This is a genomic window from Thermosipho sp. 1070, assembly GCF_001682135.1.
GTDB lineage: Bacteria > Thermotogota > Thermotogae > Thermotogales > Fervidobacteriaceae > Thermosipho > Thermosipho affectus.
Map to the genome: position 1 here is coordinate 1,229,528 of NZ_CP007121.1, position 22,611 is coordinate 1,252,138.

Annotated in this window: 23 protein-coding genes and 1 tRNA gene; 8 read left to right on the plus strand and 16 right to left on the minus strand. The window is 32.6% G+C overall.

What is annotated here, in order from left to right:
- Window positions 1-110: 110 nt before the first annotated feature.
- Window positions 111-1,343, plus strand: coding sequence for a L,D-transpeptidase family protein (locus Y592_RS06165; protein WP_232218169.1), 1,233 nt, complete (start codon window positions 111-113; stop codon window positions 1,341-1,343).
- A 1-nt stretch (window position 1,344) separates the two neighbouring features.
- A complete protein-coding gene (locus tag Y592_RS06170) occupies window positions 1,345-1,971 on the plus strand; it encodes an SDR family oxidoreductase (RefSeq protein WP_075666123.1) in 627 nt (208 codons plus the stop codon).
- Here the strand turns inward: Y592_RS06170 and glgX are convergent.
- The 7 genes from glgX to pdo form a co-directional block, all read right to left on the minus strand.
- The gene (gene glgX, locus Y592_RS06175) at window positions 1,944-4,133 is read right to left on the minus strand and encodes a glycogen debranching protein GlgX (RefSeq protein WP_075666124.1); all 2,190 of its coding nucleotides are present in this window, start codon (window positions 4,131-4,133) and stop codon (window positions 1,944-1,946) included. The two genes, Y592_RS06170 and glgX, sit on opposite strands and share 28 nt — an antisense overlap.
- A gap of 1 nt (window position 4,134) precedes the next feature.
- Window positions 4,135-4,560 (minus strand): OsmC family protein, encoded by a 426-nt coding sequence (locus Y592_RS06180; protein WP_088368924.1) that lies wholly within the window; start codon window positions 4,558-4,560, stop codon window positions 4,135-4,137.
- A gap of 14 nt (window positions 4,561-4,574) precedes the next feature.
- Window positions 4,575-5,213 carry a cytochrome c biogenesis CcdA family protein gene (locus Y592_RS06185; protein ID WP_075666125.1) on the minus strand — a complete coding sequence of 213 codons (639 nt, stop codon included), beginning with the start codon at window positions 5,211-5,213 and terminating at the stop codon, window positions 4,575-4,577.
- Window position 5,214: 1 nt separating this feature from the next.
- Complete coding sequence (locus Y592_RS06190) at window positions 5,215-5,886, minus strand: thioredoxin family protein (RefSeq protein ID WP_088368925.1); 672 nt, start codon at window positions 5,884-5,886, stop codon at window positions 5,215-5,217.
- A gap of 139 nt (window positions 5,887-6,025) precedes the next feature.
- On the minus strand, window positions 6,026-6,268 hold the full coding sequence (locus tag Y592_RS06195; RefSeq protein ID WP_075666127.1) for a glutaredoxin family protein: 243 nt from the start codon (window positions 6,266-6,268) through the stop codon (window positions 6,026-6,028).
- Between the two features lie 12 nt (window positions 6,269-6,280).
- Window positions 6,281-7,231: a thioredoxin-disulfide reductase gene (gene trxB / locus Y592_RS06200; RefSeq protein ID WP_075666128.1), complete on the minus strand. Its 951-nt coding sequence runs from the start codon at window positions 7,229-7,231 to the stop codon at window positions 6,281-6,283.
- A gap of 12 nt (window positions 7,232-7,243) precedes the next feature.
- On the minus strand, window positions 7,244-7,906 hold the full coding sequence (gene pdo, locus Y592_RS06205; RefSeq protein WP_075666129.1) for a protein disulfide oxidoreductase: 663 nt from the start codon (window positions 7,904-7,906) through the stop codon (window positions 7,244-7,246).
- A gap of 169 nt (window positions 7,907-8,075) precedes the next feature.
- On the opposite strand from pdo, the gene Y592_RS06210 reads away from it, so the two are divergent.
- The 5 genes from Y592_RS06210 (at window position 8,076) to Y592_RS06230 (ending at window position 10,008) form a co-directional block, all read left to right on the plus strand.
- Window positions 8,076-8,165 (plus strand) — tRNA-Ser (locus Y592_RS06210).
- A gap of 69 nt (window positions 8,166-8,234) precedes the next feature.
- Window positions 8,235-8,774, plus strand: coding sequence for an NUDIX domain-containing protein (locus Y592_RS06215; protein WP_075666130.1), 540 nt, complete (start codon window positions 8,235-8,237; stop codon window positions 8,772-8,774).
- Complete coding sequence (locus Y592_RS06220) at window positions 8,771-9,370, plus strand: hypothetical protein (RefSeq protein ID WP_075666131.1); 600 nt, start codon at window positions 8,771-8,773, stop codon at window positions 9,368-9,370. The genes Y592_RS06215 and Y592_RS06220 overlap by 4 nt, the downstream gene beginning before the upstream one ends.
- Before the next feature lie 13 nt (window positions 9,371-9,383).
- Window positions 9,384-9,794 carry a flagellar export chaperone FliS gene (fliS, locus tag Y592_RS06225; protein WP_075666132.1) on the plus strand — a complete coding sequence of 137 codons (411 nt, stop codon included), beginning with the start codon at window positions 9,384-9,386 and terminating at the stop codon, window positions 9,792-9,794.
- Between the two features lie 13 nt (window positions 9,795-9,807).
- The gene (locus Y592_RS06230) at window positions 9,808-10,008 is read left to right on the plus strand and encodes a hypothetical protein (RefSeq protein ID WP_075666133.1); all 201 of its coding nucleotides are present in this window, start codon (window positions 9,808-9,810) and stop codon (window positions 10,006-10,008) included.
- A 23-nt stretch (window positions 10,009-10,031) separates the two neighbouring features.
- Here the strand turns inward: Y592_RS06230 and Y592_RS06235 are convergent, their stop codons facing one another.
- From Y592_RS06235 to Y592_RS06260, 6 genes are all read right to left on the minus strand, one after another.
- Window positions 10,032-11,264, minus strand: a complete 1,233-nt coding sequence (locus Y592_RS06235) for a DUF1015 domain-containing protein (protein ID WP_075666134.1) — start codon at window positions 11,262-11,264, stop codon at window positions 10,032-10,034.
- 164 nt (window positions 11,265-11,428) lie between these two features.
- The gene (locus tag Y592_RS06240; protein WP_075666135.1) at window positions 11,429-12,433 is read right to left on the minus strand and encodes an ABC transporter ATP-binding protein; all 1,005 of its coding nucleotides are present in this window, start codon (window positions 12,431-12,433) and stop codon (window positions 11,429-11,431) included.
- The gene (locus Y592_RS06245; protein ID WP_075666136.1) at window positions 12,414-13,418 is read right to left on the minus strand and encodes an ABC transporter ATP-binding protein; all 1,005 of its coding nucleotides are present in this window, start codon (window positions 13,416-13,418) and stop codon (window positions 12,414-12,416) included. Before Y592_RS06245 ends, Y592_RS06240 begins: the two co-directional genes overlap by 20 nt.
- A gap of 6 nt (window positions 13,419-13,424) precedes the next feature.
- Complete coding sequence (locus Y592_RS06250) at window positions 13,425-15,947, minus strand: ABC transporter permease (RefSeq protein WP_075666137.1); 2,523 nt, start codon at window positions 15,945-15,947, stop codon at window positions 13,425-13,427.
- A gap of 13 nt (window positions 15,948-15,960) precedes the next feature.
- On the minus strand, window positions 15,961-17,394 hold the full coding sequence (locus tag Y592_RS06255) for an ABC transporter permease (RefSeq protein WP_075666138.1): 1,434 nt from the start codon (window positions 17,392-17,394) through the stop codon (window positions 15,961-15,963).
- Between the two features lie 52 nt (window positions 17,395-17,446).
- Window positions 17,447-19,270 carry an ABC transporter substrate-binding protein gene (locus Y592_RS06260; protein WP_075666139.1) on the minus strand — a complete coding sequence of 608 codons (1,824 nt, stop codon included), beginning with the start codon at window positions 19,268-19,270 and terminating at the stop codon, window positions 17,447-17,449.
- A 149-nt stretch (window positions 19,271-19,419) separates the two neighbouring features.
- Here Y592_RS06260 and rsmD point away from each other — a divergent pair, with 149 nt between their 5' ends.
- Window positions 19,420-19,959, plus strand: a complete 540-nt coding sequence (rsmD, locus tag Y592_RS06265; RefSeq protein WP_075666140.1) for a 16S rRNA (guanine(966)-N(2))-methyltransferase RsmD — start codon at window positions 19,420-19,422, stop codon at window positions 19,957-19,959.
- Here rsmD and Y592_RS06270 read toward each other — a convergent pair.
- Genes Y592_RS06270 through Y592_RS06280 form a run of 3 tightly spaced genes read right to left on the minus strand, consistent with a single transcriptional unit; the run spans window position 19,942 to window position 22,610 of the window.
- Window positions 19,942-20,712, minus strand: a complete 771-nt coding sequence (locus tag Y592_RS06270) for an ABC transporter permease (protein ID WP_075666141.1) — start codon at window positions 20,710-20,712, stop codon at window positions 19,942-19,944. The genes rsmD and Y592_RS06270 overlap by 18 nt on opposite strands.
- Window positions 20,709-21,518, minus strand: coding sequence for an ABC transporter permease (locus Y592_RS06275; RefSeq protein WP_075666142.1), 810 nt, complete (start codon window positions 21,516-21,518; stop codon window positions 20,709-20,711). The genes Y592_RS06270 and Y592_RS06275 overlap by 4 nt, the downstream gene beginning before the upstream one ends.
- Window positions 21,519-22,610 (minus strand): ABC transporter ATP-binding protein, encoded by a 1,092-nt coding sequence (locus Y592_RS06280; protein ID WP_075666143.1) that lies wholly within the window; start codon window positions 22,608-22,610, stop codon window positions 21,519-21,521. It abuts the gene before it with no gap.
- Window position 22,611: the final 1 nt, after the last annotated feature.

The window sequence follows — 22,611 nt, forward strand, 5'->3', positions numbered from 1 at the left end:
TTTGTGTACACATATATACGATAAAAGAACAAAATCTTCACAAATGTTAACTAATTTGAACTAATATTAAGTTTTAAGTGTGATATAATAAAAATATGAAGAAAATTTACATGATTTTATATTTATTTCTTACAGTACTACTTTTTTCGGCGCATTATGTAGAAGTTCATACCGTCACCGCTACGGGGATTGTTTTATCCATAACACCGTATTATAGTGCTGTCAAAGCACCAAAAGTTTATATTTATGGGCCTACAGGTTTTGTAAGAGCAGAAAATATTGGGAATAATATTTACGAATTTGAGGATGGGAAATTTAGTTGGATTGTACCTATAATTTTTGGGGAAAATAGATTCGGACAGATTGTTACCGGTGTACTTCCTACGCCAATTATTGATGTGTACCAATATAAAAAAAATGTTAGTGTTAAGGTGCTTACCAACCCAAAAGATTTGTCTTTAACTGTGAAGGTGGATACAGATTATGATGTTGTTTCCGGGGATATCGATGGAGATAAAATGATTTTAATTAAGAGCGATAGTGGTTATATACTTTATACAGATAAAAAAAGAAAAGAACATCAAAATATCTTAAAAATAACTGTTAAGCTTGATGGAAAAAAGAGTAAAGATGTAACGTATAAATTATTTACTTTAAATGGTTTTACAACTTATCTTCGAGGTGATTTTACACCGTATGTTTTTAACAAAATCACTACCCATGTAGTAAAGAAAGGAGAAACATTGTGGGAAATTGCTAAAAAGTACGGTGTAAGAACGGCTGATTTACAAATTATAAACGAATTGGATGATCCTAATAAGATATATGCAGGTATGAGATTAGATATAGGAAAGGTGCAGTTTACAGAAGGATTAACATCTATAGTTGTTAACCTTGCAACTTCTAGGTTAGCGGTATATTATGCGGGGAAATTAGTAAAAATCTTTCCCGTGGCAATTGGAAGAAGTGATTCAATGCCCCCGGGAATTTATTGGATTTTTGATAAACAAATTGATCCCGCACTTTATTGGTTTGGAGAATATATTCCTCCTCGTTCACCGATTAATGGATTGGGAACTAGGTTTTTGCAACTTTCGAATCCCAAATATGGAATTCACGGAACAACAAAGCCATGGGAAATAGGTAGGAGAATATCACATGGTTGTGTTAGAATGTTTAATAGAGATGTTGAAACATTAGATTCTTTTGTTGATTTGGGAAGTCCCGTATTTGTGGTAAAAAATTTTAAAGATTTTCCGGAGAATTTGTCTAATATTCCTGAGTTTGTTAAATTTAAGATTCAAACGAAAAAAATAAAAAACAGGGAGGATAAGGGAGGATAGTATGAATATATTAATTACAGGGGCAAATAGGGGAATTGGTCGAGCATTACTCCTTGAAGCACAAAGACGGGGATACACAACTATTGCCACAATGAGAAATCCGGTTGAGAGTGCATATTATTTAGATTTATCAGAAAAAGATTCAATAGATAAATTTGCAGATGAGTTGGTTGAAACTGTAGATATCTTAATAAATAATGCAGGAGTTTTGTATAAGGATAATTTTGGTAATTTAGATTATGAAAATTTCATAAAAACTTTTAAAGTTAATACTTTGGGAGCTTTGTTTCTTACAGAGGCTCTGTATAAAAGAGGAAAATTAAGACAGGGAGGGAAAGTTGTAAATATTTCTTCCGTGTTGGGATCTATCGAATTGACAAGTGGAACGAATAGTTTTTCGTATTCCCTTTCTAAAGCAGCCCTTAATATGGTAACCAAACTTTTATCGAATAAATTGAAAGGTATATCAGTTATTTCCGTACATCCAGGTTGGGTAAAAACAGAGATGGGAGGAAAAGAAGCACCAGTCTTACCAAATGATTCTGCAAAGGGTATATTGAATGTAATTGAAGAGATAAATGATACAGGCGTATTTGTAGATTATACAGGTAAATTGCTGCCTTGGTGATTTTTTTTACTAATTAATATAACCGAACTTCTAGGTTGAGCGGTATATTTAAATCCTATTTGTTCAGGTATATCTAAGAAATCATTTGGTGAATCTTTAGATGTATCAACAACACGATACCAAGTTTTTTCGTGCAATATGGGGAGTGTAAAGGTAAGTGGTTCTCTCCATTGGTTCAAGATAACAAATATGTCATTATCCTCCGTGGCATTTTCACACAAAAAGTCGTTTCCACTTATCATAAAGGCCAAAGAATGCGAATGGTAGGACCAATCTGGTTCAAATGGTTTTATACCGTGCCAACTAATATCTGCAATACCATCACCAGTTAAGTCTTTCCCGGTGAAAAAGTGTTTTCTACGAAGGGCATGGTGTTTTTTTCTAAAATCAATCATTTTTTTGAAAAATCTAAAAATATCGTAGTGTTTTTCTTTAAATGTCCAATTAAGCCATGTTTTTTCATTGTCTTGACAATACGCATTATTGTTTCCGTATTGTGTTCTGTATATTTCATCTCCCATTAAGATCATAGGTGTGCCATGCGATATCATAAGGATTGTTATAAAGTTTTTTACTTGACGCTTTCTTAATTTTATAATTTCGGGATTATCTGTTTCACCTTCAACTCCATAATTATAACTAAAGTTTTCATTAGTGCCATCTTGATTATTTTCTCCATTTTCTTCATTGTGTTTTTCGTTGTAACTTACTAAATCTCTCATTGTAAAACCGTCGTGGCAAGTTATAAAATTTATACTAGCGTGTGGATTTTTCTTCCCGTATAAGTCTTTACTCCCTGTTATTCTTTGTGCAAGTTCAACAATTACCCCCTCATCCCCCCTAACGAATCTTCTAATTGTATCTCTGTATTTTCCGTTCCATTCTGCCCAACCTTTTGGGAATTCGCCTAAGAAATATCCTCCAGCTGCATCCCAGCCTTCTGCAATAAGTTTTAGGTTATGTAAAATTGGATCTTCTGCTATGTCCTTTAAAAGTGATAAATCTCCTATCCATCTTCCATCTGGAGTTCTCCCAAGTACTGCGGCAAGGTCAAATCTAAAACCATCTACATGCATTTCAGTTGCCCAATATCTTAAACTGTCTATAATCATTTCTTTTACAACTGGATGATTACAATTTAACGTGTTACCGCATCCTGAATAATTAAGGTAATACCTTTTGTTTTTAGGATTTAGCATATAGTATATTTCATTGTCAATTCCCCTGAAATTTAAAGTTGGCCCCAATTCGTTTCCTTCACCTGTGTGATTGTAAACAACATCTAGAATAACTTCAAAACCATTTTTGTGCATTTCTTTTACAAAATCTTTGAATAAGAATACTTGCTCACCAAGTTTTAAACCTATTGAATAGTTTCCGGTAACTGCAAAAAAACTCAAAGGATTATATCCCCAAACATCTTTAAGTCTTTCACCAGTAATAGGATTAATTCTATCAATGGAATTAACGTTAAATTCAAAAATAGGCATTAATTCAATTGTAGTTACTCCTAATTCTTTTAAATGATCTAGTTTTTCAATAATTCCAAGAAAGGTTCCAGAAAATTTTATCTTAGAAGTAGGACTTATTGTGAATAGTCTAACGTGCATTTCATAGATTATAGTGTCTTCCCAAGGTATATGCAATTGCTTGTCATTGCCCCAATCGTACTTTGAATCATCTATTACAATTGATTTTGTTGGACTTTTTGCAGAATCTTCTGTGGAGAAAGATAAATCTTTTAAAGGAGAATTTATATCATATCCGTATGCAGAAGATGAATCCCAATCAAATGAACTAGAAATAGCTTTGGAATATGGATCGACTAGTAACTTGTTATGATTAAACCTTTTTCCATTTTCTGGATCATATGGGCCAAATATTCTCCAACCGTAATATTGTCCATGTTTTACACCGTATATGTAAATATGCCAAATATCCCCTGTTTTATTTGATACAGGATCTAATTCAAATCTATGAGAAGGTTCATCGTCATAGTAGTTTTGATAAAGTTCCAAAACTACTTTTTCGGCATTTCTGGAAAAAATACCAAAATTTACACCTGTATCATCTGGTGTAGCACCAAGTTTTGGATATCCCTTTTTTGTTTTTAAAATAATACTTGAATCGGGATTGTTATACTGTAGAGGATAATCTGCCATATTATTCGTATACAATCTCGTAAGTAAATTCTGGTACTACTTTTTTCAACATTGCAGAGACTGCGCAGTATCTGTTCTGAGAAAGATTTACTGCTTTTTCTACTTTTTCTTTTGGAGGTTCTCCGTTGAATTTGAATATGTATTTTAAATGAATTTTGGTATATACTTTTGGATGTTCAGATGCGTTTTCATAATCTGCTTCTAACTTGAAAGATTCCATTTGGTCAATAACTCTCATTTTTCTTAATAATGAAACTACATCCATTCCAGTACATCCCATAAGAGAGTATAAAATTAATTCTTTAGGTCTTGCTCCTGCATCTTTTCCACCTACATTTTCAGAAGCATCAAGGATTAAATCATGACCTGATGTCGTTTTTGAATAAAATAACATACCATTGTAAAAATTCATTTCAGCTTTTGCCACAAAAATCACTCCTTTCAAACTACCATTTTTCCAAACATTATTAGAACACCAAGTAATATTAAAAAGGTTCCACCAATAATTCTTAATGTGAGCTCCCATCTAGGTGCTTTAAAACTTGCAGTCATTAATTTTGATATAGATGATCCAATAGTCAAAAAAGGTATTGATATACCAAGAGAATATACAAAAAGAAGGACAGCACCTTTTAGCGAATTTGCACTTGCAGCGATTGCTAATATTGACCCTAATATTGGACTACTACATGGGATCCAAATAATGCCAATAACTCCTCCAAGTAAAAAACCAGTAATAAAACTGCCGCCTTTGAATTTCCACACATTTACTTTCCTTGGTTTTAGTAGTTCTTTTTGAAAAATATATAATGTCCCCATCAATATGATTATAGAACCAAATACATAATTAATTATACTACCATACTTTGCAAAGAAAAAACCAAAAATTGATGAAAAAACACCGATAACTGTGAAGAATATGGAAAAACCAGATAAAAAGCCTAAAAGTTTAAGAAGTTTATTTTTAGCAGTAAAAAGTATTCCCAAAAATGCAGGAATTAATGGTAAAATACATGGACTAAAAAAAGATAGTATACCATGACCTAGAGCTACCCAAACACTTATATCTTTATAGAACATATTACTCCTCCAATATAAGTACTCTTAAGGCGCCATTTTTACTTAATTTTTTAGCAATATCTTTGGATTTAGTTAAGTAGACGTTATAGGGATTTATATCTTTATTTAAGCTATCTAAAAATATTGAGTTTTTATCGTTCTCTTTTACAAAATCAAAGTCATCTTTTGAAACAGAAATTATTTTTTTATTCCCTAAATAGAAATCATCTTTTTTTGAGTATACCTTAAAAGTTTCTTTGTAATCTTCGTATAAAAATCTTAGGATATACATAAGTGCTTTTTTAAAGTCGTTTAATGGCATATAACCAGGTATTGAGGTAATCGCCTTATCTTGATGCCAAAATACAAATGTTGGAGTTCCCCTAATACCAAACGCCGAAAAAAGTTCGTTGTTTGTAAACTCTTTGTCTAAAAACACTGTTTTTTTATTGTTTGGATTTATTTTTACAAATATATATGCAGCTTTCAAAATTTCTTGAAATTCTTTTGATGATAGTACTTCATTTTCAAACTTTTTGCAGTAAATGCACGAAGGAGAGGAGAAATATATTAAAAGGGGTTTGTCTTCTATGTTTGAAATTTTGTGTGCAATACCAAGGTCATAGAAAGTATAATCATATGAAAATACAAAAACTGATGTAAGTACCAACAAAGATAGTAACATATTTTTCATGGATTTACCTTCTTTCTTACTTTAAATTTCCTCATTCCAAATTTTTTAAAAAAGCTTATAACGGGACATCTCATTTTCAATTTTTCAAAAAATTTCATACTATCACTCCTAAAAAACTAAGGGCAGGTGTAACCCTGCCTTAGTTTATATTTAATAACCTGTCTATTTTAGCTTTGTCGAATCCTACAATAACTTGATTTCCAATCTCAATTACAGGCACACCAAGTTGTTTGCTTTTTTTGTACATTCTTTCAGCGGCTTTTTGATCTTTTGAAACATCGTATTCTTTAAATTTTAATCCAAGTTGCTTAAAATATTGTTTTGCCTTTTTACAATATGGGCAAGTTGGAGTGGTGTAAACAATAATTTTAACGTGTTGCATTACCCCACCTCCTTAGAAGTATTTTTTTGCAGCATGTTCAACGGCAATTGCCCCATCTGCGGCAGCTGTTACAATTTGTCTGAGATTTTTCTTTCTTACATCTCCGACTGCATAGATTCCTGGGATGTTTGTTTCCATATTCTCGTTGGTAATTATATACCCATAGTCGTCAGTTTGGACTATGTCTTTGATTAAATCACTATTCGGTTTAAGTCCAACATAGATGAATACTCCTTCAGCTTTAATAACTTTTTCTTCTTTTGTTTCGTTGTTTACTATAACAACCTCTTCAACTTTATTAGTTCCTCTGATTTCTTTTACTAGAGAGTTGAGGATTACTTTTACGTTCTTGTTTTGCATAAGCCTATCTTGAAGTACTTTTGCGGCAGTAAGATAAGGCAAATTTTGTACCATAGTAATGCTATTTACCATTTTTGCAAGAAAATGTGCTTCATCACATGCACTATCTCCACCACCAACTACAACAACGTCTTTTCCAGAGAATAAATAACCATCACATGCTGCACAGTAAGTAACACCTCTACCTCTAAATTTTTCTTCTCCGGGAACACCTAATTTTCTTGGAACAGCACCTGTTGCGAAAATAATAACCTTTCCTTTAATTTTCTTACTGTTATCAAGTTCGACGTATTTGTGCTCGTTATCGTATGAAATCTTTACTACTTGTGCTGTAACAATTTCCGCTCCAAAAGCTTTTGCATGCGCTGCAAATTTTTCTCCAAGTTCGCCACCTTCAATTTTAATAAACCCTGGCCAGTTTTCTACAATATGAGTTTGTGTTACAGCACCACCTTCTAATGCTTTTTCAAGAACAACGGCGGATAACCCCGCACGTCCAGCATAAATTGCTGCGGTAAGACCTGCTGGTCCTGCTCCGACAATAATAACATCGTAATATTCCTTTGGCCCGGAGGATATATTTCCCAAGTCAAGGTGAATCATATTTTCACCTCCTTATCTAATAGCTTTTAATACTTCTTCAAGGTATTGCGGCTCAGGATATGCTCCTATAAAGAATGTATTTGGATTTCTGTTGATTACTATATGAGGAACTGATGATACACCAAATTGATTACTCAATTCAAAAAATTCATTTGCTTCAATCATTTCGGCTTTTATAAGTGGATTTACTAATGCAAAGTTATGAGCTGTTAACACTGCACGTGGACAGTATGGACATGTAGGAGTTACAAAAACACTAATTGTAACGGGCTTGTCAATTGATTTGAGTTTTTCAATTGTTTCTGCTGAAAGCTCTGGTGTAGCACCTTTTCCAAAAGTTACAATGTCTTGTACAAGTGTGCCGAATTCGTGACCAGATGGTATGCCATAAAATCTTACACCTTTATCTTCACCATCTTCAAGTGTTAGGATAAGTGCAGGGGTCATTTCGACACCAAATTTTTCTGCTAAATCTTTGTTTTCAATTACGTTATATTTCTCCACAACTATCTTATCGGAAAGATTACTTGCTTCATCTAAAATTTGCTCTTCAAGTTCGCAATATTCACAATTTTCCTTTGAATCGCCAAAGTAAATGAGTTTTACAGTGTTTTTAAGTTCTTTTGAAAATAAATCTTCAAGGTATTTCTTGTCTTCGTTTGATAAAAGTGCCATAATATTACACCTCCAAAAAAATTAATTAATTTCTCCCAGGTTTGGGTCCCTTTTATTATACACCAATTTATGTAAATTAGTCTAAACTTAATGTTACAATTTCGGATATAATTTGTCGGGTTTAAATGTTGTTGAAATTTTTATAATTTATGGTAATATATTGATGATTGGAGGCGTGCACCGAATTGGCTAAGGGGCCGGTCTCGAAAACCGGTGGGCATTTTTGCCCTTGTGGGTTCGAGTCCCACCGCCTCCGCCAAATGGCAGGGTTATCCCTGCCATTTTTTGTAGTATAATTAAGATGAGAATAGATAAGAGGGGGAGAATAATGGAAAAACTTTTAAAGAGCCAAGAAATTTTTAAAGGAGTATTATTACACGTGAAAAAGGATGAGGTACTTCTTGAAAATGGTAGAAAAAGCACAAGAGAGTATGTGTTACATCCTGGGGCAGTTGCAGTTGTTCCAATTTTGGACGATAATAAAGTTGTGATGGTGAAGCAGTATAGATATCCAATTGGTAGAGAGTTACTTGAAATACCTGCGGGAAAGTTTGATTTTAAAGGGGAAGATCCACTTGAATGTGCCAAAAGAGAACTAAAAGAAGAGACGGGTTTCCAGGCAAAAGATTATACGTATTTGGGATATATACATACTACCCCGGGTTTTTCAAATGAAGTGATTTACATATATCTTGCTAGGAATTTAGTGAAGGGAGATGCCGAACCAGATGAAGATGAGATAATCAAGATAGAAGTCAAGGATATCGAAGAAGTTTTGGAGAAATGTATAAGTGGTGATATTACAGATTCAAAGACTATAATAGGTATTTTTAAAACGTATTTTTTCTTAAGGAGTGGAAAAGAATGATAAAGTTAGTGGTAAATGGGAAGGTTGAAAAATTCGAATCTTCGAAATATGCGAATTTTGGAGAGCTTTTGGACAAAGTTTCTATGAATTTAAAAGGAATGGTTTTAAGTGAAGTAAAGATTAATAAAAAATTGGTTCCGATTAGTAGAATTGATGAATTAAGAAATGCTATTTTAGATGATGAACTTGAAATTGAAATGAATTTTGTACCGCTACAAGAATTTTTTATAACAACCCTATCAGATGTTATTGAATATATCGATAATATCACAAACCTTCTTGGTAAAGTTTCAGATAATATATTGTTAGGGGATAATGAAGGATTTAGCAATATTGTGGATCTTGCAGAGGGTATTTCTTCTATGGAGAATTTGAGGGTAAATTCCATGAAAATGACGGGTTTTTCACCTTCTGATTTTCAATTAAAAGTAGATGGTAATGAAGTCGCAGATATATTGAGAAATTTTGTGGAAGCCCTTGAAAGTAAAGATTTACTAGAACTTTCGGATCTATTGAAGGAAAAGATACCTGTTGTTTTAGATTACTATAAAAGTTATTTTCAAAATATTTTAAAAACCTTGAAACAAAATAATTAGGGAAGGTGAAATGATGGATTATACAGAACAAATGGTGAGAACTGCTAGTCCAGCAAAGTTGATAGAAATGTTATACCAAAGGGCTGTAGAGTTGTTAGATTTATCTATCGAGGGTATTAATAAAAAAGATTTTCTAAGTGCGAACGAATACATAAAGAAGTGTCAGGATATTATTACCGAACTTAATTTGTCGCTAGACATGAAGCAAGGAGGAGAAATTGCCAAAAATTTGAGGGCATTATATAATTACATGTTTAAAGCATTAGTGGAAGCAAATATTAAGAAGGATATAGAAAAAATAACAGAAGTTAGGAATTATCTTTTTGAGCTTTTAGAAACGTGGAAAGAAGCCATGAAAAACGTAGGAAATACGGCAAATAAATTACCTGATCCCAATAGACCAAGACTTAATGTGAGTCTTTGAGGGTGTGAAAGATATGAAATTTGTTTCGAATATTTTCTTTGTTTTAAGCATTGGTTTATTTATAATTTCTGCCGTGTTTTTTGAGATTTCATTGAGATATATGAGAAGGCAAAATGAAAAAAAGAAAAAAGAAAGTGCAAATTTAGGAATAAAGTTTTTAGTATTTGGAGGTATAGTTTTTGTGATTTCAGGTATTTTTGCTTTTTTTGCCTAAAAAAACCCCCAATCTGGGGGTTTTTACATTAAATGTACAATTATTCCGCTTTTTAATTTTGGCTCAAACCATGTAGATTTTGGAGGCATTGTTTTTTCTTCGTCAGCAACTCTTAAAAGATCTTCGATATCCGTTGGGTATAATGCAAATGCCACTTTATATTCTCCGTTGTTTACCAGCCTTTCAAGTTCTTCAATTCCTTTAATTCCACCAACGAAGTTAATTCTTTTGTCTGTTCTTGGGTTTTCAATGCCTAATATAGGTTTTAATAGATTTTCTTGTAATATCGAAACATCTAGTGAGGAAACCACGTCATTTTCGTTGTATGTTCCCTTTTTAGCTGTTAATCGATACCATTTTTCATCAAGGTACATGCCAAATTCGTGTTTTTTAGATGGTTTAAATTTTTCTGTTTCTTCAATGTTGAAATTTTCACTTATTTTTTTCAGGAATTCTTCTTTTGAATGTCCATTGAGATCTTTTACAACTCTATTGTAGTCCAATATATGAAGTTGTGTGTGAGGAAATAGTACTGCAAGAAAATAGTTGTATTCTTCTTCACCTGTATGATTTGGATTTTCTTTTGCTAGTTCTTCGGCTGCTCTTGCAGCAGCAGCAGCTCTATGGTGTCCATCTGCAATGTAGAATGCGTCTATCTTTTTGAATGCTTCAACAATTTCGTTGATTTCATTTTCATTTTTAACTATCCAAAGTATATGGTGTATACCGGATTCATCTGTATAATCATATTCCGGTTCTTTTGATGTGTGCTTTATTATTAAATTGTCGACTTCTGGGATGGAACGGTACATTAGAAAAACAGGACCAGTATGTGCTTTCATTAATTTTACATGTCTTGCTCTTTCGTCTTCTTTATCTTTTCTTGTAAGTTCATGTTTTTTGATTTTTCCATCTTTGTACTCTTTGGTTGAGAAAGTTGCGTAAATTCCCGTTTGTGAGTATCCCTTCCATTCTTCTCTATACACGTAAATAGCTGGTTTATCTTCCAATATCATTATCCCATCTTTTTGGAATTGTTCCAATACCTCTTTGCCTTTTAGAATGACTTCATCTGAATGTGTATCAACCTCACCATCAAAATTAATTTCTGGCCTTGTTATTTTATAGAATGTATATGGATTTTTTTGTGCTTCTTTTCTTGCTTCTTCGGTTGTTACTACATCATATGGTTTTGCAGCTACTTTTTCAATCATGTCTCTTCTTGGTCTTAAACCTCTGAAAGGTCTTACTATCATCTTTTCCCCCTCCTTTTTTTATTTTCAGAAAGATTTTAGCATACGAGTTATACATTTGCAATTTTGGTTAGGAATAAAATTTTAAAATAATCAAGTGCTAGCTTATTTTTTCTAAATTATACAGTTTTATGTATAATAAAAGTCCTAGTTCTTTTGAACTAGGACTAAATTTTTCCTTCTTCAACTAAATAGCAAGAAACATAATGTTCATTTCCCAAGTTTTTTAATGGTGGATGTGGATTGTCTTTACAAAGATTAGTTCTAAATGGGCATCTATTGTAAAATCTACACCTTTGAGGAGGATTTATTGGTTTACTTACAGAACCGATTATATTTGGTTCTTCTTTTTTATAGTCTGGGTCTGGAACTGGAACCGCGGAAAGCAATGCTTTTGTGTATGGGTGTAATGGATTGAACAATATTTCTTCTGCATCTGCATACTCAACGATTTTTCCCAAATACATTACTGCTATTTTATCACACATGTATCTAGCAACTGCGAAATCGTGCGTGATATACAAATAGCTCATATTATATTTTTCTTGTAAATCCATTAGAAGGTTCATAACACCTGTTCTAACTGAGACATCTAACATTGAAGTTGGTTCATCTGCCACTATAAAACTAGGTTCTAGTACAAGTGCCCTTGCTATTGCAACCCTTTGTCTTTGTCCACCAGAAAGTTCGTGTGGATATCTCCACAAGAAACTAGATGGAGGAGTAAGACCTACGTCTTGTAATAATTTTTCAACTTTTTCTTCTCTGTCTTTCAATGTTCCTATGTTGTGTATGTTTAGTGGTTCTGCAATAATATCAAATATTGTCATTCTTGGATTCAAAGATTCATATGGATCTTGAAATATCATTTGTACTTTTTTGTGATATTCCAGATGTGAAGAAAATTGATGTATTTCTTTACCTTCAATGTAAACTTTTCCATCGGTTGGTTTTTCAAGCCCTACAATGACCTTTCCCGTTGTGGTTTTTCCGCATCCAGATTCACCAACAAGTCCCAATGACTTACCACGTTTTATTTCAAATGAAACATCATCGACTGCGTGAACAAAATGATGTACTTTTGAAAATAACCCCCTATCTGCCGGAAAAAATTTTTTTAACCTTTCAACTTTTAATATAGTATCGACTTTATTAGAGCTTAGTTTTTGCATTTTTTCTCACCTCTTCATTTAAAGGATACCAACATGCTACAAAGTGCCCATTTTCAATTTCCTTGTATTCAGGTTCTTCATTTTTACATTTTTCAGTTGCCCACGGACATCTTGGAGCAAACCTACAACCTTTTGGTGGTTTTAGAAGGTTAGGTGGTTCACCTGGAATTGTTAAAAGTTTTTTCTTTTCACCTACAGTACTTGGAAATGCGTTCATTAGCAAAAATGTATAAGGATGCATTGGATTTTTGAATATATCATGGGAGCTTCCAAGTTCAACAAATTTTCCCGCGTACATAACCGCAATTTTGTCACTTACTTCGGCTATAACTGCTATGTCATGGGAAATGTAAATCATAGCCATGTTTAATTGTTTTTGAATTTTTTTCATTTCTTTTAGTATCTTATCTTGAACAATTACGTCAAGAGCCGTTGTTGGTTCGTCGGCTATTATAACTTTTGGGTCACAAGATAAAGCTAGTGCTATAACTGCTCTTTGCTTCATTCCACCACTGTATTGATGAGGATATTGTTCCATTCTTTTTGGATCAAGGCCTACGAGTTCAAATAACTTTGCTACTTTATTTTTTGCGTCATCAATACTCATTTCCGGATAGTGTGTTAAAATAGCCTCTACGATTTGATCACCAACCTTGTATACGGGATTTAAGGAATTCATAGCTGCTTGAAAAATCATTGCAAGACCTTTCCATCTGTATTTCCTCATTTTATCTTCTGGAAGCGAAACAAGATCAACCATCTTTCCATTGTCGTTAAAAAGCACTTGACCTTTCTTGAATTCGCCATTTTCTGGTAATAGTCTTAGCATTGTCATTGAAACAGATGTTTTTCCGCATCCGGATTCTCCTACTATTCCTAGACTTTCGCCACTATTAAGGGTAAAATTTATACCATCGACGGCTTTAACGTACCCCATTTTGGTTTTGTAATGCATTTTTAAGTTTTTTACTTCAAGTAACGCCACTTTAAATCACCTCTTTCTAAGTCTTGGGTTTACAATTTCTTCAAGTCCTCTTCCAAGGAAGTAGAAGCCAGAACAGAATATAGTTATTATTAACCCTGCTGGGACCCATAGCCACCAGTATGATCCTATATTTCCAGATGAAAGATATCCTGACGTCCACGCAGTGTTTATCATTATACCCCAACTTATTCTTATTCTTAAAAGTCCAAAAAAGCTTAAAGAGGCTTCTGAAAATACCGCACCTGTTACATTAAACATCATATAAAGGAATGAAAGAGGCATTACATTGGGAATTATGTGGTTGAATATAATATATCTATTACTTGCACCTGCAACTTTTGCAGCTTCAATGTATGGTTTTACCTTTATTGTTAGTGCTTGTGCTTTAATTACAAGTGTTATCCCACCAAAACCGCCTAGTAAACCAAGTATCAATGCAAGCCAAAATAGGTTTAATTTGAAAAATCCTGATAAAACAATCAAGAAAGCAATACCTGGGAATAGTAACATTAAATCGGCAAGTCTCATAAAGAAAGTATCTATAAATCCACCATAATATGCTGCAGTAGTACCAATAATAGTACCAATTGTTACGGTTATAATTGCAGCTAAAAAACCAAGCATAAATTCACTTGGGGTGCTTCTCCAAAGTTGCATAAAGATATCTCTACCACCTGGATCAGTTCCCAAAATATGCCACCTGTTTGGAGGTAATGGATGTTGAATTCCAAGCTTGGATTCAAGGGCAAGTTTGTTGTAGATTGATACTATAAGTTTTTCTGCATCTTTTTTTGATAATTTGATCGGTTTGTTTAAGTGTTCAACGGCTTTTGAAAGATCAGTTTGAGTGTTTAATACATCACTATATTTTTTTACCCAATAACTTTTGTCGTTTAATTTGGATATATATTTTTCTAAAAGAGATTTAAGTAAGTATTTTGATATTACATAGTAATCATTGAATTTATTTAAAAAGTTTATTTCTTCCGTTAGTTGTGGAGTTTTTTCTAATTTTTCAACTATATCCAATCTTTGATAATTAATATCTCCTGCGCTTTTAATGTTATTTATTATAAGATCAAAGTGTTTTGTACCTTTGGTAGCGTATGACAAAAGATTTGTCATAGGAGAGTCAAGTTCTGGAATCAGCTTGGTGTAATCAAGTGAAAGGTAAATTTCGGGTATATTTATTTTGTCAATTGGTTCATTATAAATATTTGATATTATTGTGAGCATGAAAGCTCTTGAGTTTGCAACAATTTTGTAAAGTTCTTCTTGTTTTTTTCTAAAACTTTTTTGGATTTCCGGATATTTTTCTAAGTTATTTTCAAGTTTTGCTTTAGTTTCCGGAGAAAGGTCAAAAGAAATAATGGCAAGGTTAATACCAGAAAGGTTATCTAAAATTATTTGTGGATGATTTAAATCAAATGTTAGATCAAGTTTTTCAAAAATTTTCTTAAGTTCTGAGAAATATTGATTAATTCTATCTAAGTTTGAATTTTTGTTTTCCGGATTTTCTAAGTTAGGTATTTTTTCTTCAGCCAATTTTAGTAAGTTTTTGTAATGTGAATTTTCCAATTTTGATATTATGTTTTTGTCCTTTTTTATTTTTGCGTATGTTAATATGTCCACTAACGTATTGAAAATGGTTGATTTTGCTAAATCAAATGTAGGAATCTTATTTGTTCTGATGATATTTTCAAGGTCATTTTGGCTGTTAACAGAAATTTGTATCTCTATGTCACCATTTTTTACAAGCTCGTTAACTGCGGAGAAGATTTTGTTCTTGGCTTCTGATTTTTCAAATTCAGAATATGTGTTTTTCAACATTTCGTTAAATTTATTCCTTTCATTTTTTCCTTTTATTATTTTTATCCATAAACCTATTGTGGAAACTTCACGACTGTTTTTGTATTCTGAAAGTGCAATTGCTAATGTTTTTGTATCTGCTTTTTTCAATAATTTTTTAAATGAAATTAGTGAAAACTTTTTCCTATTACCAATTTCAATAATGTTTGACAATGGTTTAATTGAAATAAGATTATGCTCTAAAAGTTGAGAAACTTGGGTTTGAAATCTCATTCTTTCTTTTATTGGAAAATAGCTGTCAACGATGGTATCTAAAATATGTCGAAAGGCTTGAGCATAATCAAGGTTTACAAATTGTCTTTGTGCGGCGTCTATTTTTTGTTCTATTTGTTTTTTGAAATCTTCTCCTTGATCTAAAAATGAATACGTGAAGATTCTTGCAGGTGGAATTTCTATGCCTTTAATTACATTTTGTGGAGACATGTATTTTGATATGTATGAAATATCTTGTACCCTTGGATCCGTACCAGTAACAGGATTATAGATACTGTGATCTACAAATTGCCAAGCGATAGGATATGTTAGTGCAAAAATTCCGAAAATTATAATTATTGATAAACCAAAGATTCCCATTTTATTTTCTTTAAATAAATTCCAGTTCTTTTTAAAATTTCTCAAAAATAGCTTAAATTTAATTTTTGTAATGGATTCATTTGCCATCTATTTTCACCCCTCAATATCTAATTCTAGGATCAAGTATTGCATATAGGATATCTGCAACCAAATGAGCTATAAGTATAAAAACACCGGTAAACGTTAAACATCCCATTGCAAGAGGTGTATCTTGGACAAGTGTGGCGTTTAAAAGAGTAAGTCCCATACCTTTCCAAGAAAACATTGTTTCGGTAATAACACCGCCACTAACTGTAGTTGCAAGTGAAAGTACAAAACTTGTAACTAAAGGTAGAAGAGCTGTTCTTGCTGCATGTTTATCTCTTACCACTTTGTCTGGAAGACCTTTAGCTTTAGCAGTTGTAATGTAATCTTCTTTTATTATTTCGAGCATGGTATCTCTCATTACTAACATACTACCTGCAAATCCCAACATTGTGAGGGATAAAACTGGTAATATTACATGGTAAATTATATCCAATGCGTAGTATCCGTATCCATTAAACAACCAGTATAATATAATAATTGAGATCCCAGAAAAGGTTATACTAAGCATAGATACTGTCTTAGATTTTTTAGTTTTCATAAATGTGGCAACAATTAGTCCAACTGTCCAGAAAACAACCATTAAAAATGCACTTAAAAGTAATCTAATAAACACATCCTGTGTTGAAAAACTTACATTTAACCACTTCGATGGTTCTATAAACCCACTAATTGGGAAGATTTTCAGAACAACACCAAAAAGCCAAATCATAATGAGCATAAAGAAAGGCGTAAATATTGTCCAAAAAATAATTCCAACAAAAGTTGCCACTTTATCTGAAATGCCACCGCGTTTCCAAGCTATTCTTTTTCCAAGATTGTATCCTAAGATATATGATGAAAGGGTTGTCATTAAAAATAGAAATACTGTTCGAGGGAGCCTTTCGGCAATGATTTCTTCAACAGGTTTTGGATATTCGGAAAATGATATGCCAAGTTCTAAGTTAAAGAAATTTCGCATATGCTTTGCGTATTTTACGTACCACGGGTCACCAACACCAAATAATTTTTTTATTTTTTCCATCATCTCAGGTTGTTTCATGATTTTTGGATCAAGAAATTTAGAAGTATAATCACCTGGCATTGCAAGGAATATGAAAAATACAACGGTTATATATATTATTAACAAGATTAACATCTGATATATTCTGTTTCTTATAAACTTAAAGAGGCCGGGTAATGGTAGTGAAAATAAGTACAAAACAATAGAAAGCAAATAATTAAATCTTGGACTAAATATAAAGAAGTATTTAAATCCAAAAAACGCTGAAAAATAAAGTAAAAGTGAAATAATCAAAAATATATAATGATGAATTTTTTTTGTATTAAATGCTGTTGTAATTATTGCGAACAGTGGTAATATTACTCCAAAAGAAGTGTATGGATGGATAAATAACAATACAAAAAATACTAATACTATTATTAACTGCATCCAAAGTTTTGTATTCATTTTCACCTCTCCTTTTTGTAGAATTCCCCCTCGAAAAACGAGGGGGGAAGGTTTATTTTACTTTCATTACGTTTTCTGGGAATCCATTGTAGTTTTGAATACCATCAAGTGTATCTGTATATGGAAATTGTATGGTATCTCTATATGCTTCGTAAATTGGTGTTGTAAAGAGTATTATATATGGAAGATCATCTGCAAGTAATTGTTGAGCTTCTTTTATGGCAGCAACAGCTTCGTCAAAATTATCAGCCATTTCAAATTCTTCAACTAAGGCATCAAATTCTGGATTGTTGTATCCTGGGGTGTTAAAACCTTCTGGAGCCATTTGGTCAGATGACCAGAAACTCTTAAAGTATGTTGGAACTCTTCCGATACCCCAACCAAGCATGTACATATCAAAATCAACTTCGTCAAATGCCCTTGTTACAATTTCATTAAAATCGGTGAGTTTCACATCGACGGGTATTCCGAGGTCTTTAGCCCATTGTTCAATGTAAATTGCCGTTGTTGCTCTCATTGGGTCATATTCTCCGGATGGGGAAAGTAATTCAAGATCTGGAACGTATTTTCCATCGGGACCTTTGAGCCCTTTTCCGCGTTTGCTTATAGGATTTGCTGGGTTATTCGGGTTAATTACAGGTTCTTGATCCCAACTAAATCCGGCTTTTTTGAGGAGTTCAACTGCTAGTTGGTATCTTTCGGCTCTTGAGAGCCCTTCTCCTATAGTCTTAACATCAGGATTAAACCAGAACGTATTTGCGGGTGGAACGGGAGTTGCAAGAGGAATTGCTTTTCCCTGAAGGACTCTGTTACAAATATAATCTCTATCTATCAACGCGGCAATTGCTTGCCTGAATTCTTTTATGTTAAATGGGAATTTTCTCATATTAAACGCAAGGTATCTGAAACCAAGTGATGGATTTACCGTTAATTTTATACCAGGTACGCCTTTCAGAGATTCAAATTCACCAGAGGTCAGACCATTTGGATTAAGAACGAAATCCACGTCACCTTTTTGAAGTGCTTGGAGCGCGACAGATTTGTTTCCGTATATTCTGTATATAATTTTATCAATGTATGGACCGTTGGCTACTTCGAGCTTTATGTTTCCATCCGGTTTTGGATTGTTGCTTGTCCATTTATAACCGCTGTTTGGATTTTCAACAACGAAACCTCCATTCTCAAAGTATATGGATTTTTCGCCTTTTGCCCAATAGAAATTATCTTCTACTTCCTTTTTAACTTCTACAAATGCACCTTTTTCGATTTTTCCAAGATTTAATGCTGTAATTCCTGGATCGACTACTTCTTGGCTTAATAACCAGTTAACTGGATTTTCTTGTTTTTTTGCCTTTTCCACATATGTTTCCCAGAAGTTTTTGCATACTATTGCAGTCATAAGGGTGTCATAGTAAATAGTCATAGTTTTTTTCTCTTCAAAATAGAACTTAACTGTCCAAGGATCAATTTTTTCAACTTTTTTTGGTTCATATGCTCCCGTCCAATTACCACCTGGGATTTGGAGTTCTTGGATGGTATTAAAGGTGAATACCACATCATCTGCGGTAAATGGTGAACCATCGCTCCACCTTAAGTCTTTTCTGATTTTTACAGTAACTGTATACATTCCGTCTTCTTCAACTATTTTTGGAATTTCAGCAGCAGCCGCTGGTATTAACATTCCATCTTTATTCATAGATAAGAGTGAAGGATATTTCCAAAGTTGTACATAAAAGTTCCAAGAAGATGAACCTGAACCAAGTAAATTCCAAATATTTGTTGTTGTGATATCTTCGAGTAAAGCATAGTTAACCACTGTTTCAGCAAATAGAAAAATACTAAATAAAATAGTTAGAAATACTAACAAACGTTTCATATAAAGACCCCCTCCTTTTAAGAAATGTAATGTTGGCAAAGTTTTGGTAACCGACATGATATATTATACATAAATTGAAACAAAAAAGTCAAATAAAATAGATAGAAATATTGATAGAATATGTTTATATTAGAGGTAGAGGTGATAGTGTGTTGTACATTGAATCTGGGAAGTTTAAAGGAACAAAAATTGAAACAGTTCCAAATGTGAAAACTAGGTATACACCAAGTATAGTAAGGTTGGCTCTCGTAAATATGTTGGATTTGGAAGGAAAAGATGTACTGGATTTATGTGCGGGAAGTGGTGTTGTGGGAATTGAATTTTTAAGTAATGGTGCAGGTTTAGTAACTTTTGTTGATGTTTCTGCAAAGTCCGTCAAGACTATTAATAAGAATATAAATAAAATTAATTTGAAAGAAAAGATTAAAATCGTAAAAAAAGATGCAAGGGTTTTTTTAAGAACATCAAAAGATAAATACGATATAGTGTTTATGGATCCACCTTTTGGTCTTGGGATAGTTAATGAATTATTACAATATACGCACAAAGTTTTAAAAATAAATGGAATTTTAGTTGTTGAACATTCTAAGAGAGAAAAAATAATACCTCCAGACGGTTTGGAGGTATTAAAAATAAAACGGTATGGAGATGTTGTTATAGATATGTATAAGTTAAAAAATATACTTTAAGTATTTTTTCATTGAAACACTTAATAGGATAGTTCCAATTAACATTATAGTTGAAATTGCGTTTATTGTTGGTGATATTCCAAATCGTATCATGGAATATATTTTTAAAGGAAGTGTTGTTGAACCGGGGCCAGCTACAAAAAATGTAATTACAAAATCATCAATTGAAAGCGTAAGTGACATGAAAAATGCGGCCAATATGCCTGGAAAACTCGCAGGAATTATGATTTTTGTCAATGTTTCAAATTTTGTTGCCCCAAGGTCATATGCTGCATCTATTATACTTTTATCAAAATCTTGTAACCTGGAAAATACTATCATCATTGCATAGGGAAGGGAAAAGGTGGTATGTGCTACAAAGATTGTAAATAAACTTAATCTTATGTTTATCATGACAAAAAATATTAAAAGAGAAACTCCAATAATAATATCGGGTATTATTAATGGTAAATATGAAAGTATCCAAATGTACTTCTTTGATTTAAATTTCTCCCAATACAATCCTATTGCCGCTAGTGTCCCAAAAGAGGTTGCAACAAAACTTGATAATAGTGCTACAAAGATTGAGTTGAAGAAGGCATGCCAAATATCGAATGCATTAAAAAATAGTTCTTTATACCAGTGAAAACTAAATCCTACCCATACAGGTGATTTTGAGTTATTAAAAGAGAAGACCACTACAATAAAAATTGGTATGTAGAAAAATATTAAAACGAGAATTGTTAATATTTTTGATAATTTTCCTGGTGTCATCTTTTTTCACCTTTTTCTGCTTGTTTTACAAATAAAAGTACACCAATGAGTGTGAAAATGGTTAATATTGCAGAAATGGCAGATGCAGCTGGCCAGTTTTTTGCAACGGTTAATTGTCTTACTATTTCATTTCCAATCATTTTGGAATTTTTTCCGCCAATGAGGTCTGGAATCGCGTATGAACCTAGTGCGGGTATAAATACAAAAATTGTAGATGTGACGATTCCAGACTTTATATTTGGTATTAATACTTTAAAAAAAGCTTTGACTTTGTTTGAACCAAGGTCAAGAGCAGCTTCTATCATTGACTTATCAATTCTATCAATGGATGCAAAAAGGGGAATTATTGCGTAAGGTAAATATGTGTACACTATGACTAAAATTACCGCAAAAGGATTATACAAGAATTGTACATAATGATTTGTGACTTTTGAAATAATTTGGTTTATAATTCCGTTATTTCCAAGAACAAATATCCATGCATAAATCCGTATAAGTGAATTTGTCCAAAACGGTATTACAACTAAAAGAAGCAAGAAATCTTTAAGTTTACTGTTTGCAATAAAATAAGCAGTTGGAAGGGCAAGTAAGACTGTAAATATAGTTGCAATCAATGATATCCAGATACTCCTCCATAGTATTTTCAGATAGCTAACAGAAAATAAAGATTTGTATCCATCTAATGAAAATGAAAAATTAATACCACCGTATAGAGATTTTTGCATAAAACTAAAGCTAAGTACTATTAAAATTGGTATGAGAAAGAAAAAAATTAGCCAGAAACTATATCCAAATGTGTACTTCATCTATTCCACCTCAACAATAAAGCTATCGTTTGGATCCCAACTTACAAATACTTCATCTTTCCAGGTTAATATCGTTTCATCCAATAGATAATTTATATGTTGTTTGTAAACCTTTAGGATGTAACCATTATCTAGTTTTACAAAATACCTAGTTTGATATCCCATATATATTTCTTCTTCAATTATTCCGTGAAAAACGTTTTTTCCGTTTAAAGATTTTTTAGAAATTTTTATTTTTTCAGGTCTTAGGGTAATTAAGATATTATCATTTGATGATACATCCTTATCTTTATAGCATATAAATTCACCGATTCCAGGTGTAGTAACTTTGATAAACTCTTCATTTATTTCTATAACTTTACTTTTCATAAGATTTGTTTCCCCAATAAAAGTTGCAACAAATTTATTAGCAGGACTTTCATAAATTTCATAGGGGGTTCCATATTGTACAACTTTTCCTTCATTCATTACTGCAACATGATCAGATATACTTAACGCTTCTGCTTGGTCATGAGTTACGTATATAAATGTTATACCCACTTGATCGTGCAAATTGTCCAATTCTATTAAGAGTTCTTGTCTTAATTTTGCATCGAGAGCACTTACTGGTTCGTCTAGTAAAAGTACTTTTGGTTCGTTTGCGAGTGCTCTTGCAATGGCAACCCTTTGTTTTTGCCCACCTGAGAGTTGATGAGGTTTTTTCATAGCATGTTCTTCAAGTTTTACAAGATTCAATAGTTTTTCAACCTTTTCTTTTATTTCAGTTTCTGAAAATTTTTTTAATCGCATAGAGAAAGCAATGTTTTCAAATACGGTTAGATGAGGAAATAGAGCATAATTTTGAAAGATAGTGTTTACCGGTCTTTTATTTGGGGGGATGTTTAACACTGAGGTGTTATCAAAAAGGATATCCCCTGTGTCTGTATCTTCAAGTCCAGCTATAATTCTTAAAAGGGTTGTTTTGCCGCATCCTGAAGGACCAAGAAGGGAGAAAAATTCTCCCTTTTTGATTTCTAAATTTATGTCTTTTAAAACTTTAAAGTCATCGAAGGATTTATTTATATTTTTTATAGTGACTGTACTCCCAATCATT